The 18,625-nt window shown below is 72.2% G+C and carries 18 protein-coding genes and 1 pseudogene; 12 read left to right on the top strand and 7 right to left on the bottom strand.

Annotated elements, in window-relative coordinates:
- Positions 1-208 precede the first annotated feature (208 nt).
- Positions 209-1,576 carry a D-inositol-3-phosphate glycosyltransferase gene (gene mshA, locus RZ50_RS17695; protein WP_374199938.1) on the top strand — a complete coding sequence of 456 codons (1,368 nt, stop codon included), beginning with the start codon at positions 209-211 and terminating at the stop codon, positions 1,574-1,576.
- Between the two features lie 91 nt (positions 1,577-1,667).
- Positions 1,668-2,213, top strand: coding sequence for a YbjN domain-containing protein (locus RZ50_RS17690; RefSeq protein WP_196951616.1), 546 nt, complete (start codon positions 1,668-1,670; stop codon positions 2,211-2,213).
- Between the two features lie 10 nt (positions 2,214-2,223).
- Here the strand turns inward: RZ50_RS17690 and RZ50_RS17685 are convergent, their stop codons facing one another.
- Entirely contained in the window at positions 2,224-3,537 is a 1,314-nt protein-coding gene (locus RZ50_RS17685; protein WP_196951615.1) for an MFS transporter, read from the bottom strand.
- 149 nt (positions 3,538-3,686) lie between these two features.
- On the opposite strand from RZ50_RS17685, the gene RZ50_RS17680 reads away from it, so the two are divergent.
- Positions 3,687-4,445 carry a phosphoglyceromutase gene (locus RZ50_RS17680; protein ID WP_196951614.1) on the top strand — a complete coding sequence of 253 codons (759 nt, stop codon included), beginning with the start codon at positions 3,687-3,689 and terminating at the stop codon, positions 4,443-4,445.
- Between the two features lie 81 nt (positions 4,446-4,526).
- On the opposite strand, the pseudogene RZ50_RS17675 reads toward RZ50_RS17680, so the two are convergent.
- Positions 4,527-5,766 (bottom strand): annotated as a pseudogene (locus tag RZ50_RS17675) (tyrosine-type recombinase/integrase).
- 1,221 nt (positions 5,767-6,987) lie between these two features.
- The gene (locus RZ50_RS17670) at positions 6,988-7,146 is read right to left on the bottom strand and encodes a hypothetical protein (RefSeq protein WP_196951613.1); all 159 of its coding nucleotides are present in this window, start codon (positions 7,144-7,146) and stop codon (positions 6,988-6,990) included.
- 45 nt (positions 7,147-7,191) lie between these two features.
- Between RZ50_RS17670 and RZ50_RS17665 the strand changes: the two genes are divergently transcribed.
- Positions 7,192-8,055 (top strand): protein phosphatase 2C domain-containing protein, encoded by an 864-nt coding sequence (locus RZ50_RS17665; RefSeq protein ID WP_308271708.1) that lies wholly within the window; start codon positions 7,192-7,194, stop codon positions 8,053-8,055.
- A gap of 173 nt (positions 8,056-8,228) precedes the next feature.
- Here RZ50_RS17665 and RZ50_RS17660 read toward each other — a convergent pair whose 3' ends face one another.
- Complete coding sequence (locus tag RZ50_RS17660) at positions 8,229-8,546, bottom strand: hypothetical protein (RefSeq protein ID WP_196951612.1); 318 nt, start codon at positions 8,544-8,546, stop codon at positions 8,229-8,231.
- Positions 8,547-9,075: 529 nt separating this feature from the next.
- Here RZ50_RS17660 and RZ50_RS17655 point away from each other — a divergent pair.
- The gene (locus RZ50_RS17655) at positions 9,076-9,672 is read left to right on the top strand and encodes a lytic polysaccharide monooxygenase (RefSeq protein WP_196951611.1); all 597 of its coding nucleotides are present in this window, start codon (positions 9,076-9,078) and stop codon (positions 9,670-9,672) included.
- A 110-nt stretch (positions 9,673-9,782) separates the two neighbouring features.
- Here the strand turns inward: RZ50_RS17655 and RZ50_RS17650 are convergent, their stop codons facing one another.
- Both RZ50_RS17650 and phoU read right to left on the bottom strand, forming a co-directional pair.
- Positions 9,783-9,962: a hypothetical protein gene (locus RZ50_RS17650; RefSeq protein WP_196951610.1), complete on the bottom strand. Its 180-nt coding sequence runs from the start codon at positions 9,960-9,962 to the stop codon at positions 9,783-9,785.
- A gap of 172 nt (positions 9,963-10,134) precedes the next feature.
- Complete coding sequence (gene phoU, locus RZ50_RS17645) at positions 10,135-10,824, bottom strand: phosphate signaling complex protein PhoU (protein WP_196951609.1); 690 nt, start codon at positions 10,822-10,824, stop codon at positions 10,135-10,137.
- A 306-nt stretch (positions 10,825-11,130) separates the two neighbouring features.
- Between phoU and RZ50_RS17640 the strand changes: the two genes are divergently transcribed.
- On the top strand, positions 11,131-12,519 hold the full coding sequence (locus RZ50_RS17640) for a cell wall metabolism sensor histidine kinase WalK (protein WP_196951608.1): 1,389 nt from the start codon (positions 11,131-11,133) through the stop codon (positions 12,517-12,519).
- Between the two features lie 2 nt (positions 12,520-12,521).
- The gene (locus RZ50_RS17635) at positions 12,522-13,217 is read left to right on the top strand and encodes a response regulator transcription factor (RefSeq protein ID WP_030061050.1); all 696 of its coding nucleotides are present in this window, start codon (positions 12,522-12,524) and stop codon (positions 13,215-13,217) included.
- A gap of 90 nt (positions 13,218-13,307) precedes the next feature.
- Here RZ50_RS17635 and RZ50_RS17630 read toward each other — a convergent pair whose 3' ends face one another.
- Positions 13,308-13,997, bottom strand: a complete 690-nt coding sequence (locus RZ50_RS17630; protein WP_196951607.1) for a DUF461 domain-containing protein — start codon at positions 13,995-13,997, stop codon at positions 13,308-13,310.
- Between the two features lie 427 nt (positions 13,998-14,424).
- Between RZ50_RS17630 and RZ50_RS17625 the strand changes: the two genes are divergently transcribed.
- From RZ50_RS17625 to cysS, 5 genes are all read left to right on the top strand, one after another.
- The gene (locus tag RZ50_RS17625; RefSeq protein WP_030244332.1) at positions 14,425-14,907 is read left to right on the top strand and encodes a CarD family transcriptional regulator; all 483 of its coding nucleotides are present in this window, start codon (positions 14,425-14,427) and stop codon (positions 14,905-14,907) included.
- Positions 14,908-15,165: 258 nt separating this feature from the next.
- On the top strand, positions 15,166-15,921 hold the full coding sequence (gene ispD / locus RZ50_RS17620) for a 2-C-methyl-D-erythritol 4-phosphate cytidylyltransferase (RefSeq protein ID WP_254802824.1): 756 nt from the start codon (positions 15,166-15,168) through the stop codon (positions 15,919-15,921).
- A gap of 19 nt (positions 15,922-15,940) precedes the next feature.
- Complete coding sequence (gene ispF, locus RZ50_RS17615) at positions 15,941-16,471, top strand: 2-C-methyl-D-erythritol 2,4-cyclodiphosphate synthase (protein WP_196951629.1); 531 nt, start codon at positions 15,941-15,943, stop codon at positions 16,469-16,471.
- 145 nt (positions 16,472-16,616) lie between these two features.
- On the top strand, positions 16,617-17,015 hold the full coding sequence (locus tag RZ50_RS17610) for a PPOX class F420-dependent oxidoreductase (RefSeq protein ID WP_196951605.1): 399 nt from the start codon (positions 16,617-16,619) through the stop codon (positions 17,013-17,015).
- Positions 17,016-17,109: 94 nt separating this feature from the next.
- Complete coding sequence (gene cysS, locus RZ50_RS17605; protein ID WP_196951604.1) at positions 17,110-18,504, top strand: cysteine--tRNA ligase; 1,395 nt, start codon at positions 17,110-17,112, stop codon at positions 18,502-18,504.
- The last annotated feature ends 121 nt before the right edge of the window (positions 18,505-18,625 follow it).

Here is an 18,625-nt window from a genome sequence, read left to right as displayed (position 1 = left end):
CGCCCCGGCCGGGCGCCGCGGAGCCGCTGCGGAGCAGGTCGCAGGCCCGCCCGGCCGTCCCGCCCCTCGGACCGGGAATGCCGGACGACCGCCGTGGGGTTGGCACACTGGTGGTGATGTGTGCCCGGACGGGGCAGCGCACACCGGACATGGGGCGGCCCGTACGCGGACCGCCGAGACGGGCCGCACACGAGGAGGCTTCAGCCAGGTGATCCAGCACCCCGTCCGCTCGGTGCGCCGGGCCCAGTCCGCCGCGCCCGCGCGCGGCAGGCTCCAGTCGCTCGTCCCGGCCCGCCGCCGCCCGCGCCGGATAGCCATGCTGAGCGTGCACACCTCGCCGTTGCACCAGCCCGGCACCGGGGACGCCGGCGGTATGAACGTCTACATCGTCGAGCTGGCCAAGCGCCTGGCCGAGCTCGACATCGAGGTCGAGGTGTTCACCCGGGCGATCTGCTCGGACGACGCGCCGACGGTCGAGCTGGCCCCGGGCGTGCTGGTGCGTCACGTCACCGCCGGGCCGTACGAGGGCCTGGTCAAGGAGGACCTGCCGGCCCAGCTCTGCGCCTTCACCCACGGGGTGCTGCGGACGGAGGCGGGCCACCGCCCCGGCCACTACGACCTGGTGCACTCGCACTACTGGCTCTCCGGGCAGGTCGGCTGGCTGGCCGCGCAGCGCTGGGGGGTGCCGCTGGTGCACACCATGCACACCATGGCGAAGGTCAAGAACGCCGCGCTGGCCGAGGGCGACACGCCCGAGCCCGCGGCCCGGGTGATCGGCGAGACCCAGGTGGTCGAGGCGGCCGACCGGCTGATCGCCAACACCACCGAGGAGGCCGCCGAGCTGGCGCTGCACTACGGCGCCCGGCCGGACCAGCTGGCCGTCGTCCACCCCGGGGTCAACCTGGACGTCTTCCGCCCCGACGGCCCGCAGGCGGCGGTCGCCGCCAGGGCCCGGCTGGGTCTGCCGCAGGACGCCGCCGTGCTGCTGTTCGCCGGCCGGATCCAGCCGTTGAAGGCGCCGGACGTGCTGCTGCGCGCGGTCGCCGAGCTGCTGGCGCGCCGCCCGGGGCTGCGCGAGCGGCTGGTGGTGCCGGTGGTCGGCGGGCCGTCCGGCACCGGGCTGGCCCGGCCGGAGAGCCTGCACAAGCTCGCCGCCCAGCTGGGCATCGGCGACGTGGTGCGCTTCCGCCCGCCGGTCGGCCAGGCGCGGCTCGCGGATTGGTACCACGCGGCGACGGCCCTGGTGATGCCCTCGTACAGCGAGTCCTTCGGGCTGGTCGCGCTGGAGGCGCAGGCCTGCGGCACCCCGGTGGTGGCGGCCGCGGTCGGCGGCCTGCCGGTCGCGGTGCGGGACGGCGAGTCCGGCACGCTGGTGCGCGGCCACGACCCGGTGGAGTGGTCGTACGCGCTGGAGGCGTACGCCACCGACCCGGAGCTGGTGGCCCGGCGCGGCGCGGCGGCGGCCCGGCACGCGGCCGCCTTCGGCTGGGACACGGCGGCGGCGACCACCGCCGAGGTGTACGCCGGCAGCATGGCCCGCCCGTCCGGCCGGCTGGCCGTGGCCCGGCGCCGCTGACGGCGGACCGCTGACGGCCGACCGCCGCGCAGGGCGACCGCCGCGTCGGCCGGGCTGCGCTCCACGGGTACCGGCGAGTAACGTCACCCCCATGGCAACCCGCACCAAGGACGAGGCCCTGACCCTCCTGCGCACCGCCCTGGACGAGGCCGGGGTGGCGTGGGAGCCGGCCGCCACCGACCCGTACACCCTGGTGGCGGCCCTCCCGGGCACCCGGAAGCTGAGCACGACCTGCGCCCTGCGGGTCGGCGACCACACCCTGTCGGTGAACGCCTTCGTGATCCGCCGCCCGGACGAGAACCACGAGGGCGTCTACCGCTGGCTGCTGGAGCGCAACACCCGGCTGTACGGCGTCGCGTACGCGGTCGACCGGCTCGGCGACGTCTACCTGGCCGGCCGCCTGCCGCTGGAGGCGCTCACCCCGCAGACGGTGGACCGGCTGCTCGGGACGGTCCTGGAGAACGCCGACGAGCCGTTCAACACCCTGCTGGAGCTCGGCTTCGCCTCGGCGATCCGGCGCGAGTGGGAGTGGCGGACCAAGCGCGGGGAGTCCACCCGCAACCTGGCCGCCTTCGCCCACCTGGCCGCCCCGGCCGCCACCCCGGACACCCCGGAACCCGCCCCGGCCGCCGACTGACGGAGCCGGCTCAGGCGCCCGCGGGGGCCTTCGCGGCCTGCCCCGCCGGCTCCACCGCGGGCGCCGGGACCTCCGTCACGACGGGCCTGCGCCGCCCCGCCGCGCCGGTCCGGCGGGCCAGCACCACGTACCCGAGCGCGGTGACCGTGCCGACCGCCCCGCAGGCCGTCCAGAGCACCGCGGGTCCGGCGTGCTGGAGCAGCAGGCCGCCGCCCGCCGGGCCGACGAACGAGGCGAGCGACCAGGAGAGGGTGTGGACGCCCTGGTACCGGCCGCGCCCGTGGGTCGGCGCCAGCTCGGCGACCAGGCCCATCATCACCGGGGTGTTCAGGATCTCGCCGACCGTCCAGACCGCCACCGAGAGCGCGAACAGCCAGGCCGAGGAGCCGGCCAGCGCGGCCAGCCCGAAGCCCCAGCCGGTGAGCAGGCAGCTGGTGATCAGCAGTCCGGTCCGCGAGCGGCCCTCCATCCACCGGGTGAGCGGGATCTGCAGGACCACGATCAGCAGCCCGTTCAGGCCGATGACCAGTCCGTACTCGGTGGAGGTGATGCCGGAGGCGCCCATGTCCACGGCCAGCGTGGTGCTGCCCTGCTGGAAGACCAGCGCGAGCAGCAGGGTCAGCCCGACCAGCGCCATGAACGGGGCGTCCCGGAACACCGAGAGCAGGCTGACCTGGGGTTCGGCGGAGCCGTCCGCCCGCTCGGGGGAGGCCTGCGGCTTGGTCTCGGGGATGCGGACGAAGATCACCACCGCGCAGATCAGGGTGGAGAGCGAGTCCAGCAGGAAGAGCGTGAGGTAGCCGTGGGTGGCGATCAGGCCGGCCACCGCGGCGGAGAGGCCGAAGCCGATGTTGATCGCCCAGTAGTTCAGCGAGTACGCGCGGACCCGGTCCTCGGCCGGGACGAGGTCGGCGATGATCGCCGAGGTGGGCGGCCGGGTGGCGTTGTTGCACAGGCCCACCAGGAAGGCCACTGCGGCGATGGCCACCTGGCCGTCCGCGAAGCCGAGCACGGCGGTGAACAGCGCGGTGCCGAGCTGGGCGGCGACCAGCGTGGGGCGGCGGCCGATCCGGTCGGCCAGCACGCCCGCGAGGACCGCCGCGATCGCCGAACCGAGGCCGAACAGCGAGGCCACCAGGCCCGCGTAGGAGGCCGAGTACCCCCGGTCGACCGTCAGGTAAAGGGCCAGGAACGTCACCACGAACGCGCCGAGCTTGTTCACCAGCGTGCTCACCCAGAGCCACCAGAACTGCCGGGGCAGCCCGCCCACCGTCTCGCGTACCACTCTTCGGATCCGGGGGTTGGCGGCCAGGGCGACGAGCATGTGGGGGCTCCCGAGGGCAGGCGTCCGCTGAGCGGCGCGGGCAGGCCCGGTCAGCCGACGCGCGTAAGTGGCAGATGCGCGGTGCACACATTACACACGGGTCGAACCGCCCCACCAGGGGTTTTCCGCCCTCCACTAAGCTGGGGGCCATGGCTGACACGACGTACCGACTCATCCTGCTCCGCCACGGCGAGAGCGAGTGGAACCAGAAGAACCTGTTCACCGGTTGGGTTGATGTCGACCTCAACGAGAAGGGGGAGAAGGAGGCCGCCCGCGGTGGCGAGCTCCTGGCCGCCGAGGGTCTGCTCCCCGACGTGGTGCACACCTCGCTGCTGCGCCGCGCCATCCGCACCTCGCAGATCGCCCTGGACAAGGCCGACCGGCACTGGATCCCGGTCAGCCGCAGCTGGCGCCTGAACGAGCGCCACTACGGCGCGCTCCAGGGCAAGGACAAGGCCCGGACCCTGGCCGAGTTCGGCGAGGAGCAGTTCCAGCTGTGGCGCCGCTCCTACGACACCCCGCCGCCGGTGCTCGCCGACGACGACGAGTTCTCGCAGGCCGGTGACGCGCGCTACGCCGAGATCCCGAGCGAGATCCGTCCGCGCACCGAGTGCCTGAAGGACGTCGTCGAGCGGATGCTCCCGTACTGGTACGACGCCATCGTCCCGGACCTCGCCGCCGGCCGGACCGTCCTGGTCACCGCCCACGGCAACAGCCTGCGCGCGCTGGTCAAGCACCTCGACGGCATCTCCGACGCGGACATCGCCGGCCTGAACATCCCCACCGGCATCCCGCTGGTCTACGAGCTCGACGCCGACTTCAAGCCGGTCGTCAAGGGCGGCCGCTACCTCGACACGGAGGCCGCCGCGGCCGCCATCGAGGCGGTCAAGAACCAGGGCAAGAAGTAACCCACTTGCCGAAACGGCCCCTCACCTGCGCGTTTGGCGCTGGTGAGGGGCCGTCTTCATTCCCGGGCCGTCTGTGGGCCGTCAGCCTTCGTGATCTTGGGGCTTGAAGATGCCTTCGATCGCCTTCCGGGCCCGGTGTCGGCTGTCCGGCATGAGGTGGGCGTAGACCCGCAGGGTCAGCCCCCGGGTCGGCGTGGCCCAGGTACTCGCTCACGGCCTTGATGCTCTCCCCGGCGTCCAGCAGCACCGACGCGAAGAAGTGCCGGAGCGCGTGCATCCCGTGCTCCCGGGCGGACGCATAGGACTCGCCCTTGCCCGGCGTCGGGATGACCCCGGCGGCGGCCAGTGCAGGCTTCCAGTGGTCTTCGTTGAGCATGCCGCGCCAGACGATCGAGTCGGAGAGGCTGGTGAAGATCAGGTGCTTCGTGACCGGCGGTCCACCCACCTTCATCCACGGCAGCGTGATCTCCACCGCCGGGAACCGCTCCATGTGGGCCCTGAGCGCGTCGCCCACCGGCCGGGGCAGCGGCACGCTCCGCAACGTCCCGCCCTTCGGCGGCGCGAACACCGGCTTGCTCCGGCTCAGCTTGAGCTGCTGGGTGACGTGCATCGTGTTGGCGTCGAAGTCCAGCGCATCCACGGCCAGCCCCAGGATCTCCCCTTGCCGCAACCCGCAGCCGGCGCCCACGTCCACCGTGGCCCGGTACCGCTCCGTCATGGCTTCCCGGACGGCGAACACCCGCTCCGGCTCCCACGGGACGACCCGCCGGGCCCCGACGACCGGCGGGCGCACGGTTCGGGCGACGCACGGGTTCCGGGGCAGGATGCCGTCGTCCACGGCCGCGCTCAGCACGGCCCGGACGTTGGAGAAGATGACCCGGGCGTACGACCCCGACATGCCGGAGGTCTCCAGCTCCGCCACGAACTCCCGGATGTGGCTGGGCTGGAACGACGTGAGCGGCCGGGCCCCGATCCGGGGGAAGGCGTGCCGCCGAAGCTGCGACTGCATCGAGGCCTGCGTGTTGGGGTCGCTGGTCTGGCTCCTCAGCCAGTGCTCGGCAAACTCCTGGAAGGTGGTCTTCGCCGTCGCCGGGTCGAGGTACTGGCCGCGCGACATGTCCGCCTCGATCCGGGCCAGCCACTCCTCCGCCTGCCGCTTCTGGCGGTCGGGGAAGCTCTTGCTCTTCTCGGTGCCGTCCGGGGCGACGTAGCGGGCCCGGTAGCGCTTGCCGGTGCCGTAGCGGTCGGTGCGGACGCGCCGCGGCTTGCCGTCGGGGCCGTGCTCGGTCTTGTACCAGCGGTCTTGGATGTGGCCGGCCATGGGGCCGCTCCTTTGTAGTCGGGGCTGTAGTCGGCGTGTAGTCGAGGTGTAGTCGGGCCTGTAGTCGAGGCGTTTCCGCAGGTCACGCGGAGGGTGTAGTCGAGGGGGCGGGCGCCCGGCGGTCCTTGGGGGAGGGGCCCGGGGCGGCCCGGTGGACGATGGCCGGTGCGGCCTCGGGCAGGGCGTCCGGGGCCGCACCGGCGGGGGTCGGGGCGGCGCCCGGTCGGGTGGGGGCTTCGTGCCCACCGGCACCGGCGCGGTGGAGGGTGGTGGGGGCCGCCCGGTGGGGTCTCGGGGCGGGGTGCGGTGGGGCAGGGAGGGAGGTGCCCGGCGCCGGGAGAGGGCCGTCTTTGGGGTGTCCGGCGGGGACGCGACGGTTGGCCATGGGCCTCTCCTGTGGGTGAGGGCGGGGTGTCAGACCAGGTGTCAGGCGCGGTGTCGGGGAGGGCTGGAGGAGGCGCCGGGGACTTGAACAGCCTTGCGGGGTGTAACGGAGGGTGATCTCCCACCCACCCCCCACCCGCCCCGAGAACGGCCCCCCAGCCTCCTGAGTAGGTGGGGGAGAGGCTTTTCCGGTTGGGGGTGGGTGGGGGGAGGTTACGGACCGTTGCGGAGGTCGACGCGCGGGCTGCTCGGCAGGCGGGTCCGGCGGGCGTCTGGCGCGGCTTGAAGAGGCCACCTGCCGGGCGGGCGCCGGGGCCGTCTCACGCCCCCGGCCGGGTCGACCGACTTTTGATCGACATCCGCTCTCGGGGCGGCGGTAAATGGGGCGGTAAAGGTAAACGGTTAACCGGTGACCTGCGGGTTTACCGTCTACCTGGTGGCGGTGCGGGTGGCGGGGGAGGGGTTCCGAGAGGGGTCTCCCCCGGCTTGCTGGTCCTGGTCCTCGGTCGGGTCGGGCACGTGGTGGGGAGCGGGCCCGGGGCTCCGTGGTGGCCGGTGGGGCGTCCGGTCGTGTGGCCGGTCGGGCGGTTCGGATGGTGGTCGGGCGGGTCATGGGGTGGTCTCCGTTCGGGCCGGGGGTGGTCCGGAAAGGCCGGAAAGGCTGGAAAGGGGTCTGAGCTGGGGCTTTGTGTGGCGGAAAGTGGTCCGGAAAGGGGCCGGGAAGGCGGGCGGCCGGGGTTCGCGGACCCCTTCGCGGACCATTCCGGACCACTTTCCGCCAGGTGTTTTCGCTGGTCAGATGGCCTTACGGCCTTTCCGGCCTTTCCGGACCGCTCCTCAGTTGGGCGGGGCGTAGAGGTAGACGGTCTGGTGGCGTCCGCCGGTGGAGAGCTGGGCGGCGGCGAAGCCGGGCAGCTGCACCAGGCGGGCGGTGACGTCGGCGCGCTGGGTGGCGTTGAGCCGCTTCAGGAGCACCTGCACCTGGCTCTGCGTCATGCCGGAGGGTCCGGCGGTCTTCACCGCGTTCAGGAGCTTGTCGAGGTGTGGGTCGCCGGTGCTGGCGGCGGCGGTCGGGCCGAGGATGTGGGCGGCGCTGGCGCGGGCGTACCGGACCAGGGCCCAGGCGGCGCGAACCCGAACGAAGACTGGGTGGCGGCCACGCCCACGCTCGCCGTCGTCCTGGACGGCCTGAGCACGGCCGGGCTCGACACCGGCTGTCGGCACGGCGTCCCGTGGTACGTCTCCCAGCTCGGTGGCCACCTGGTGGCCGCACTGGCAGAGCCCGGCCGGCCACTGACTGACGGGCTGGCTCAGGCCCTCGACCAGGTCGCCGCGCTCCACCCCGGGTGTGATCTCCGCAACCCCGGTACGCCATCGGCAACGGTCTCGATCCTGCGGGCCGGAGCCGACAGCTTCGACTACCTGGTTCTCGCCGACTCGCCGATCGTCTTCGAGCGGGCCGACGACTACCAGGTGGTCACCGACCTGCGCGTGGACACCGTGGTGCCCGAACTCCGCACCGAGACGGAACGCTTCGCCACCGGGACGCCCGAGCACACCGAGGCCGTCCGCCGGATGGTCGAGGCCCAGCGGCTCACCCGGAACACCGTGGACGGCTACTGGGTGGCCGCCTCGAACTCTGAAGCGGCAAGCCACGCGGTGGTGGGTGCGGCGCCGTTGGCCGATGTCAGTGCCGCAGCAGTTATGTCGGACGGCGTGTCGAGATTCGTCACAGAGTACCGCGCTGCGTCGTGGGCGGATGCGTTCACAACGCTTCGGGAGGGTGGCGCGGACGGGCTGATCTCGGCCGTTCGCAAGGTGGAAGCTACTGATCCAGACGGCCTTCGTTGGCCTCGATACAAGGTCAGCGATGATGCCGCCGTGGCGTTCTGTCAGCTTCCGTAGCCGGAGCCCGCCGGTGCTCGGTGTGTCTGACTTGGGTGGGCTCGGATTGTGAGCCTCGATCAACCGGTTCGAGCACTCTCGGACTGTGGTCACCCGCTACGGACAAGCGACGCGGCGTCTTCGCTTCCACAGCATGGCCATGGTGGCCTCGATCCGCTTGTGGCCCCGGCCGATCAGCCTGCTTCCTCGGGCGAGGCCAGACGATGCTTGTCGTAGAAGCTGTTGAGCCACCTGGCTGCAGCGACCTGCTTCTCGGTGGCGTCCGGTTGCATGGCGCCCGCGATCCAGAAGAGCTGGTCGAGCGGCGGTGTAACGCCGTCGACCCACGAAGCGAGTCTGTACAAGTCGCCACTGCTCAAGGCGACTACCGCTCGATGAACTCGGTCTGCTTCTTCCCCGTCGTAGGTGTCCAGGACCCGCAGGGCGGAATCGATCTCTTTGGGGGCGAACAATGCGATGCACATTGCTCGCACTTCATCGGACACGGCCATGTCGTCAGCATGCGGCTGGTGCCCCTCTGACACAAGGCCGCAACCGAGGATGCTTGTGATCCGCCAGGCATGCTTTGGGTGGAGGCCGGAGCACTTGCCGGGCGATAGTTGATGGTCAGACCTCCGGGCCGTCTGTGGGCCGTCCGACGTCGATCAAGGGCGGCCAATGATGACAACTGGCGACCGCTCAGCCCCAGGTCAGACGCCCTTGATCAGGCCCGAAAAACCGACAGGCCAGACCCAGGGCAAGAAGTAAGCCCACGGACGGTACGGCCCCGTCTCCCGGTTCGTCCGGGGGCGGGGCCTTCGTCGTTCAACGGGCCTGTGTGGAGGCGGAGTTGGCGGCCCGACCGGGGGTGTCTCAATAATGGTTCAGACCATTGACGGGTGGTGGCGGCGGCTCCTACCGTGAGGGCACCGGACTGCCGCAGGCATGCCAAGGGTCCTTCCCCGTCCCCGGCCGCCGCACCCCCACGCGCGCGCGTCTGCCGCCCGGCGCACTCTCCATCCACCCCCACGGAGGAGCACCATGCGCACACGCCATCTGGTCGGGGCGGCCGTCGCCGCGCTCGCCATCCCGCTCACCCTGGCCTTCCCGGCCCAGTCCCACGGGTACATCTCGACGCCGCCCAGCCGGGCCGCGCTCTGCGACGCCGGCACCAACGCCGTCCCGTGGGACTGCGGCGACATCCAGTGGGAGCCGCAGAGCGTCGAGGGCCCGAAGGGCTTCCCGGACGCGGGGCCCTCCGACGGCACCATCTGCGCCGGTGGCAACTCGCGCTTCGCCCAGCTGGACGACCCGCACGGCGGCGCCTGGCCGACCACCCCGGTGACGGCGGGCCAGCAGCTCACCTTCACCTGGACCTTCACGGCCCGGCACGCGACCACCGACTTCGAGTACTACATGACCAAGCCGGGCTACGACGCGAGCCAGCCGATCACCCGGGACAACCTGGACCTGACGCCCTTCCTGGTCGTCCCGTACGGCGGGGTGCAGGTGCCCAGCACGCTCAGCCACACCGCGACCATCCCGAGCGGTCGCACCGGGCACCAGGTGGTCGTCGCGGTCTGGACGATCGCCGACACCGGGAACGCCTTCTACTCCTGCACCGACGTCCAGTTCTGACGCCGGGAACAGCAGGGAACAGCCGGAAACAGCCGGAAACAGCCGGAACGAGCGACGAGGTGCACGGCCGTCGGCCGTGCACCTCGTGTGCCTCGTGCGGCCCGTGTACCTCAGTTCCCGCCGCAGCAGCCGCCGTGCGCGCCGCCGCACTGGCAGGGCGCGCCGGCCTGGCAGCCGCAGCCGCAGCCCGGGCTGCAACCGCAGCCGGCCGCGAGGACGGGCAGCAGCTTCGGGGTGGGTGGCTCGACGGGGTGGTGGGCGGGTGCCGGTCGGGTCGGGTTGGCCTTCATCGAGCTCTTCCCTCCTAGTGACGGGCACACTCCCGTGCACCCAACTTCGAGTGAAGCCGCCGATCGGCGGGAGCGTCAACGGGCGCGCAGTGGTGGAGCGCACGGGGGCCGTGCGCCCGCACCACCCTCGCCGCAGGTTTACTCACCCCTGGGGGTGAGCCGCGGTCGGCGGTCAGTCGACGGGCGAGGCCTCGGTCGCCTCCGTCGCGGCCACGAACTCGTCCACGTGCTCGCCCGTCACCAGGTACACCACGCGCTTGGCGATCGACACCGCGTGGTCCGCGAAGCGCTCGTAGTAGCGGCCGACCAGGGTGAGGTCGACGGCGGTCTCGATGCCGTGGTGCCAGCGCTCGTCGATCAGGTGCGACAGCAGCTCGCGGTGCAGGCTGTCGATCGCGTCGTCGTCCTGCTCCATCTCCAGGGCCTTGTCCACGTCCTTGGTGGCGATCACCAGGCCGGCCTTGGCCACCAGGCGCTGGGCGAGCTGGCCCATCTCCAGGACGGTGGAGTGCAGGTCGGCGGGGACGGCCGACTCGGGGTAGCGCATCCGCGCGACCTTGGCGACGTGCCGGGCGAGGTCCCCGCAGCGCTCCAGGTCGGCGCTCATCCGCAGCGAGGTGACCACGATGCGCAGGTCGGTCGCGACGGGCTGCTGCCGCGCGAGCAGGTCGATGGCGCGGTTCTCCAGCTCGTGGTGGAGCTCGTTGATCTTCTGGTCGGCGGCGATCACGCTCTCCGCCAGCGCAAGGTCCGCATCGAGGAGGGCGGTGGTGGCCCGGCCCAGGGCGGAGCCGACCAGCCGGGCCATCTCGACCAGGCTGTCGCCGATCCCGTCCAGTTCCTCGTGGTACGCGTCGCGCATGTTCTCTCCTCAGTAGCTGTGTCGGTGGCGGTGCCGACCGGTCAGCCCGTCCGACCATCGTTCCGGTGTCCGGGCGGCCGCTGCTGGTGGCGCGAATGGTACGCGCACACCCGAGACGGCGGCCGCTGTTCGGCACACCGTTCTCTCCCACACGGGCTGCGTGGCCAACTCTGTGCCGTTCGGGCGACGATGCACGGCCGGTGTGGTGAATCGGCAGCTACGTGAAGGTGAATTCTCGGCAACGCGTGGTCGATGCCTTGACCCAGACCTTGGGGAGTGGGCTGGCCGTGCGCTTACGCTGGCCACATGGACGTGAACGTGGCCGCTGCCGCTGCCTGCGCCATAGCCGGGCTCGGCGTCGGTCTCACCGCCTCCATCGCCTTCCGCTGGAGCGAGCGCGAGCAGGCCAAGGGCAGGTACAACACCGGCGGCAGGCACTACGGCCGGCACCAGGGACTGGGCGCCGGCACCACCGAGCCCCCGCTGCCGCCGGGGGTCGACACCGTGCTCTCCGTGCTCCGCTCCTGCGCGATCGTGCTGGGCGAGGGCGACGAGGTGGTCAAGGCCAGCTCGGCGGCGTACGCGATGGGCCTGGTGCGGGGCGGCGCGGTCGCCGTCGACCCGATGCTCGCGCTGGCCCGCTCCACCCGCCGGGACGGCGAGATCCGCCAGGTCGAGCTGGAGGTGCCACGCCCCGGCGCGGCCCGCGCGGCCGAGCCGCTCGCGGTGTCGGTCCGGGTCGCCCCGCTGGGCTCCCGGCTGGTGCTGGTGCTGGTCGAGGACCAGACCGAGCGTCGCAGGGTGGAGGCCGTCCGCCGGGACTTCGTGGCCAACGTCAGCCATGAGCTCAAGACCCCGGTCGGGGCCTTGTCGCTGCTCTCCGAGGCGGTCGCCGACGCGTCGGACGACCCGGAGGCGGTGCAGCGCTTCGCCGGCCGGATGCAGGTCGAGGCGACCCGGCTGGCCAGCCTGGTGCAGGAGATCATCGACCTCTCCCGGGTCCAGGACGACCGGCTGATGGTCGACCCGGAGCCGGTCGCGGTGGACGAACTGATCGCCGAGGCGATCGACCGCTGCCGCCAGCAGGCCGCCGCCAAGCAGATCCTGATCGCGGCCGGCGGCATCGCCGGGCTCTACCTGCACGGCAACCGCGGCCAGCTCGCCGCCGCGCTCGGCAACCTGGTGGAGAACGCCGTCAACTACAGCCCGCCCCGCACCCGGGTGGCCATCGCCACCCGCCGGATCTCCAGCGCCGCGGCGCTCGGGGAGGCGGACGGCGAGCTGATCGAGATCTCGGTCACCGACCAGGGCATCGGCATCTCCGAGAAGGACCGCGAGCGGGTCTTCGAACGCTTCTACCGGGTCGACCCGGCCCGCTCCCGGGCTACCGGCGGGACCGGCCTCGGCCTGTCCATCGTCAAGCACGTGGCCGCCTCGCACGGCGGCACCGTCTCGGTGTGGAGCGTCGAGGGCCAGGGCTCCACCTTCACCATCCGCCTGCCCGCCGGGCAGGCGCCCGCCGAGGACGAGCCCGACGAGGACCCGGACGGCTTCGACGCCGGGGATCCCGTCGTGCGCGCCGCAGCACCCCGAACCCCCACCACGGGCCGCACCGACGGTACGGCCCGTTCGCTCCCCGCCGGGGAGCGGGCAGTACCCCTGACAAAGACAACCCAGCTTGCCCCGGAGGCCTGATCGTGACCCGAGTACTGGTGGTCGAGGACGAGGAGTCGTTCAGCGACGCCCTCTCGTACATGCTCCGCAAGGAGGGCTTCGAGGTGGCCGTCGCCGCCACCGGCCCCGACGCCCTGGAGCAGTTCGAACGCAACGGCGCCGACCTCGTCCTGCTCGACCTGATGCTGCCGGGCCTGCCGGGCACCGAGGTCTGCCGCCAGCTCCGGGTGCGCTCCAACGTCCCGGTGATCATGGTGACCGCCAAGGACAGCGAGATCGACAAGGTCGTCGGCCTGGAGATAGGTGCGGACGACTACGTCACCAAGCCGTACTCCACCCGGGAGCTGGTCGCCCGGATCCGCGCGGTGCTGCGCCGCCGCGGCGAGGACGGTGGCGCGGGCGAGAACGGCGGCGGCCCGGGCGCCCTGGAGGCCGGCCCGGTCCGGATGGACGTGGACCGGCACGTGGTGACCGTGGACGGCGCCAAGGTCGACCTGCCGCTCAAGGAGTTCGACCTGCTGGAGATGCTGCTGCGCAACGCCGGCCGGGTGCTCACCCGCATGCAGCTGATCGACCGGGTCTGGGGCGCGGACTACGTCGGCGACACCAAGACCCTGGACGTCCACGTGAAGCGCCTGCGGGCCAAGATCGAGCCCGACCCGGGCGCGCCGCGCTACCTGGTCACCGTCCGCGGCCTGGGCTACAAGTTCGAGCCGTAAACCGCGGGCGCCCCGACGCGGAAGGCCCCCGCCGGCAGTAGCCGGAGGGGGCCTTCGCGGTGTCCGCCCCCATGGGGGCGGCGCGGTGGGTCAGTGGGCGGCCGGGACGCCCGGGGTGGCGGCGCCGGACGGCGTGGCCGCACCGGTGGTCGGAGCGCCCGGGACGACCGGGGCACCCGGGGTGGTGGCACCGGCGACCGGAACGGTCGCGGCGGCCGTCGCGCCGGGGGTGGCCGGCTTGGCGGGCACGGCGGCCGCGGTCGGCGTCGGGCCGAAGCCCTTGTACAGGCTGGCGTCCGGGCTCACGGCGGCCTGGGTCTCGACCTTCTGGCCGTCCTTGAAGGTGAACACGGTCTTGGCGAAGCCGCCGATGTGGACGGACGCCGAGGCGGCGGTGGCGGACGGGTTGCCCTGGCCGCCGATCACCACCGAGCCGCCCGCGGGGACGACGATGGTGGACAGCGGGGCGCCCGCGGCGTCCTCGAAGGTGGCGGGGGCGGCGTTGTCGCCGACGGTGATGGACTGCAGCTCGGCCGGGGTGTTCGCGGTGTTGGCGATGTTCAGCACCACGTTGGCGGGGCCGGTGTGGTCGCCCGTGGTGCCAGCCCCGGTGACGATCACGATGTTGTTCAGTCGGAGGTTGGTGCCGATGGTCGCCGCCGCGTTGTCGGGCTTGATCTGCAGGGTGTCCGGCGTGTTGCCGGCGGCGCAGGACGACAGCGAGGCGATGGCGATGGCGGCGATGGCGGCGATGCTGCCGCGTCGAAGGCTGCGGCTCACGGCGGCGGCTTCTCCTAGGTCACGTGTCGATAGGTCAGGTCTCAGATTATCGACCTCGCTTATGCGCTCCTCACGGGGTGGTCCCCGTGTCGCACTCCCGAGGGCCCGCGGGGGCCGTCCGGCGGTACCGGTGGCGCGTCCGGGTCAATCCGAGGACAAGCTTCGACCAAGATCGAATAACGATCCGGCCACGACGCGGAAGAAGGTGAAAGCTCAAGATCCAATCATGGTTGCGGGGGTGTTGCGCAAGGGTTTCGTCGAGTGCCGGAACCGCCTCCGACCTGCGGGAAGCCCCTCTCGAACATCGGTCGCAGCACGTCATGGGGGTCCTTGTCAAGCCCCGAGACCGGCCCTGACCTGCGAAAACGCCCTTCGAGTGCGCCGCAAGCCGTGTTATTCTGGAAAGCCACGGAAGGGGTCCTGTCACATGACGTTCAAGGTTGGCGACACGGTGGTCTACCCCCATCACGGGGCCGCGCTGATCGAGGCCATCGAAATTCGCCAGATCAAAGGTGTGGACAAGACCTACCTGGTGCTCAAGGTGCAGCAGGGAGACCTGACGCTCCGCGTGCCCGCCGAGAACGCGGAGTTCGTCGGCGTGCGCGATGTGGTCGGCCAGGAGGGTCTGGACCGGGTCTTCGAGGTGCTCCGCGCACCGTACACCGAAGAGCCGACCAACTGGTCCCGTCGCTACAAGGCGAACCTGGAGAAGCTCGCCTCGGGCGACGTTATCAAGGTCGCCGAGGTCGTGCGCGATCTCTGGCGTCGCGAGCGCGAGCGCGGCCTCTCGGCCGGCGAGAAGCGGATGCTCGCGAAGGCGCGCCAGATCCTCGTCAGCGAGCTCGCGCTGGCGGAGAACACCAACGAGGACAAGGCGGAGACGCTGCTCGACGAGGTCCTCGCCTCGTAGTGCAGTCGGGCTGCCGCCCACCGCTCACAGCGCCCGGTGCCGGCGCGCCGCTCCCAGGACGGAACGTCCGGGAGTGGTGCAGTGGCACTTCGGGCGCTGAGGCGTGTCCGGACGACGCCTCCCGCCCGAGCCGGTCCAGGCCTGCAAGACCGTTTCTGCGGAGTCACGCGGCGGGCAGTGGACCGTGGATCTTCGGAAGGGGTCCGAGCGCCCGCCAGGCACGCCATGGCCATACCCACTTCGCCGAAGGAGTGAAACCTGAACGCCTCAGCAGCAGTCGCAGCAGCAGTGGTGCCCGCCGCCGGTCGCGGTGAGCGGCTGGGGCCCGGCGCCCCCAAGGCCCTGCGGGAACTGGGCGGCGTGCCGCTCCTGGTGCACGCCGTACGGGCGCTGGCCCGCAGCCGGGCGGTCGGCCTGGTCGTGGTCGCCGCGCCCGCCGACGGGGTGGCCGAGGTGGTCGCCCTGCTGGACAGCCACGGGCTGGACGACAAGGACATCCGGGTGGTGGCCGGCGGCGCGACCCGCCAGGAGTCGGTCCGGCTGGGCCTGGCCGCGATCCCGGACGACGTCGGGATCGTCCTGGTGCACGACGCGGCCCGCCCGCTCGTCCCGGTCGAGGTGGTGGACGCCGTCGCGGCCGCCGTCCGTGCCGGGGCCCCGGCGGTGGTGCCCGCGGTGCCGCTGGCCGACACCGTCAAGCGGGTCGAGCCCAACCCGGGCCACCCGGAGCCGGTGCTCGACACGCCCGAGCGGGCCACCCTGCGCGCGGTGCAGACCCCGCAGGGCTTCGACCGGGCCACCCTGGTCGAGGTGCACGCCAAGGCGCTGGCCGAGGAGGCCGCGGGCGGCGCCGACGCCGTGCCCGTCACCGACGACGCCGGCCTGGTCGAGCGCTACGGCGGCACGGTCGTCGTGGTGCCCGGCCACGAGGAGGCGTTCAAGGTCACCCGTCCGTTGGACCTCGTGCTCGCCGAGGCCGTACTCGCCCGCCGGAGGGCCGCCGATGCCTACTGATCCGATGCCCGCTGCTCCGATGCCCCCGGAGTCCGCGCCCTCGACCGCCGCGCCCGCCGTGTCGCAGGCCCCGGTGATCCCCCGGGTCGGGATCGGCACCGACGTGCACGCCTTCGAGGCCGGCCGCCCGCTCTGGGTGGCCGGACTGGAGTGGCCGGGCGCCGAGTCCGGGCTCTCCGGGCACTCGGACGCCGACGTCGCCGCCCACGCCGCCTGCGACGCGCTGTTCTCGGCCGCCGGGATCGGGGACCTGGGCGCCCACTTCGGCACCGACCGCCCGGAGTGGGCCGGCGCCTCCGGGGTGAAGCTGCTCGGCGAGGCGGCCCGGCTGGTCCGCGCGGCGGGCTTCGAGATCGGCAACATCGCGATCCAGGTGGTCGGCGTGCGGCCGAAGATCGGCAAGCGGCGGGCGGAGGCGCAGGCCGCGCTGTCCGGGGCGGCCGGCGCGCCGGTCTCGGTCTCCGGCACCACCACCGACGGCCTGGGCCTGACGGGCCGGGCCGAGGGGCTGGCCGCGATCGCCACCGCCCTGGTGTACGAACGGCGTTGAACCGGCTCCGGTCGGCGGGCGGGAACAATCCGCTGCTGACGGGTGTTCAACGGGTGCTGCGGGGGCCCGAGTCGATAATGTCGGGTTCGGGCTCGCGCGGGGCTTTCGCTCGGGCCGTACCGCCGCCGACGAGAAGAGGTTCTCGATGAGCTCCGCCCAACTCTCCGACCGCGCCAAGGCGTTGATCGACGGCAAGAGCTTCGCCGTGGTCTCGACGATCCAGCCCGACGGCAGCCCCCAGTCCTCGGTGGTCTGGGTCAAGCGGGACGGCGAGGACATCCTGTTCTCGACCGTCGAGGGCCGCCGCAAGCACCTCAACCTGGTGCGGGACCCGCGGATCTCGCTCGTGATCAACCCGCCGGAGGAGCCGTACGAGTACCTGGAGGTGCGCGGCGAGGTCACGCTGACCACCGAGGGCGGCCGGGAGCTGATCGACGAGCTGGGCTTCAAGTACCGCGGCGAGGAGAAGTACACCTACGACGGTCCGGACGACGTCCGGGTGATCGTCCGGCTCACCCCGCGCAAGGTGGTCGGCAGGATCTGACCACCGCTCGCGACCTGCCGTTCCCCGGGAGCGCGGCCTGCCATTCCCGGGGAATGTCGCGGGGCACCCCCCGCTGCCCACTACGCTTGACGCTGTGAGCATTCGTCTGTACGACACCAGCACCCGCCAGGTACGCGACTTCGTCCCGCTTGTACCGGGCTGTGTCTCGATCTACCTGTGCGGCGCTACCGTCCAGTCGGCGCCTCACATCGGGCACATCCGGTCAGGCCTCAACTTCGACATCATGCAGCGGTGGTTCGCCTACCGCGGCTACCAGGTGACCTTCGTCCGGAACGTCACCGACATCGACGACAAGATCATCGCCAAGGAGCGCGAGCTCGGCACGCCGTGGTGGCAGATCGGCTACGCGAACGAGCGCGCCTTCAACGACGGCTACGACGCGCTGGGCTGCCTGCCGCCGACCGTCGAGCCGCGGGCCACCGGGCACGTCCCCGAGATGGTCGAGATGATGCAGGTCCTCATCGCGAAGGGCCACGCCTACGCGGCCGAGGGCAACGTCTACTTCGACGTCCACTCGTACCCGGACTACCTCTCGCTCTCCAACCAGAAGCTGGCCGACCTGCGCCCGGCCGTCGGCGACGCCGAGACCGGCAAGCGGAACCCGGCCGACTTCGCGCTGTGGAAGGCCGCGAAGCCGGGCGAGCCGAGCTGGGAGACCCCGTGGGGGCGCGGGCGCCCGGGCTGGCACCTGGAGTGCTCGGCGATGGCCCACAAGTACCTCGGCACCGCCTTCGACGTCCACGGCGGCGGGCTGGACCTGATCTTCCCGCACCACGAGAACGAGATCGCCCAGTCCAAGGCCTACGGCGACGACTTCGCCAACTTCTGGGCGCACAACGCCTGGGTCACCATGGCCGGCGAGAAGATGAGCAAGTCGCTGGGCAACTCGGTGCTGGTCTCCGAGATGGTCCAGCGCTGGCGCCCGATCGTGCTCCGCTACTACCTGGGCTCCCCGCACTACCGCTCGATGATCGAGTACAGCGAGGAGTCGCTGCGCGAGGCCGAGGCCGGCTTCGGCCGGATCGAGGGCTTCATCCAGCGTGCCGTCGAGCGCTGCGGCACGGTCGACGCGGCGCCCGAGGTGCCGCCGGCCTTCGCCGAGGCGATGGACGACGACTTCGGCGTGCCGCAGGCGCTGGCCGTCGTGCACACCGCCGTCCGCCAGGGCAACAGCGCCCTGAACGCGGACGACAAGGAGAGCGTGGTGGCGCGTCTCGGCGAGGTCCGTGCGATGCTCGGAGTGCTGGGCCTCGACCCGCTCGACCCGCACTGGGCCGGGGCGGAGCGCGGCGAGGACCTCCACGGCGTGGTCGACTCGCTGGTCCGTCTGGTCCTGGACCAGCGGCAGGCCGCGCGTCAGCGCAAGGACTTCGCCACCGCGGACGCCATCCGCGACCAGCTCGGCCTGGCCGGGCTGGTGATCGAGGACACCCCGTCCGGCCCGCGCTGGACGATCAACAGCCAGTAACCCCGTCCGACGATCGGGGTGATGGGTGGGCCGTACCGGACCGGTGCGGCCCTCCCGCATGAGGTAGCGCATGCCGCGGCCGCCACCGCACCGAGCGGGGCGGCCGGGCATGCCGGACAGA

This window comes from Kitasatospora sp. SUK 42, from assembly GCF_015776785.2.
Lineage (GTDB): Bacteria > Actinomycetota > Actinomycetes > Streptomycetales > Streptomycetaceae > Kitasatospora.
The sequence above is the reverse complement of the archived record's forward strand: the minus strand, read 5'-3'. Positions and strand labels throughout refer to the sequence as shown.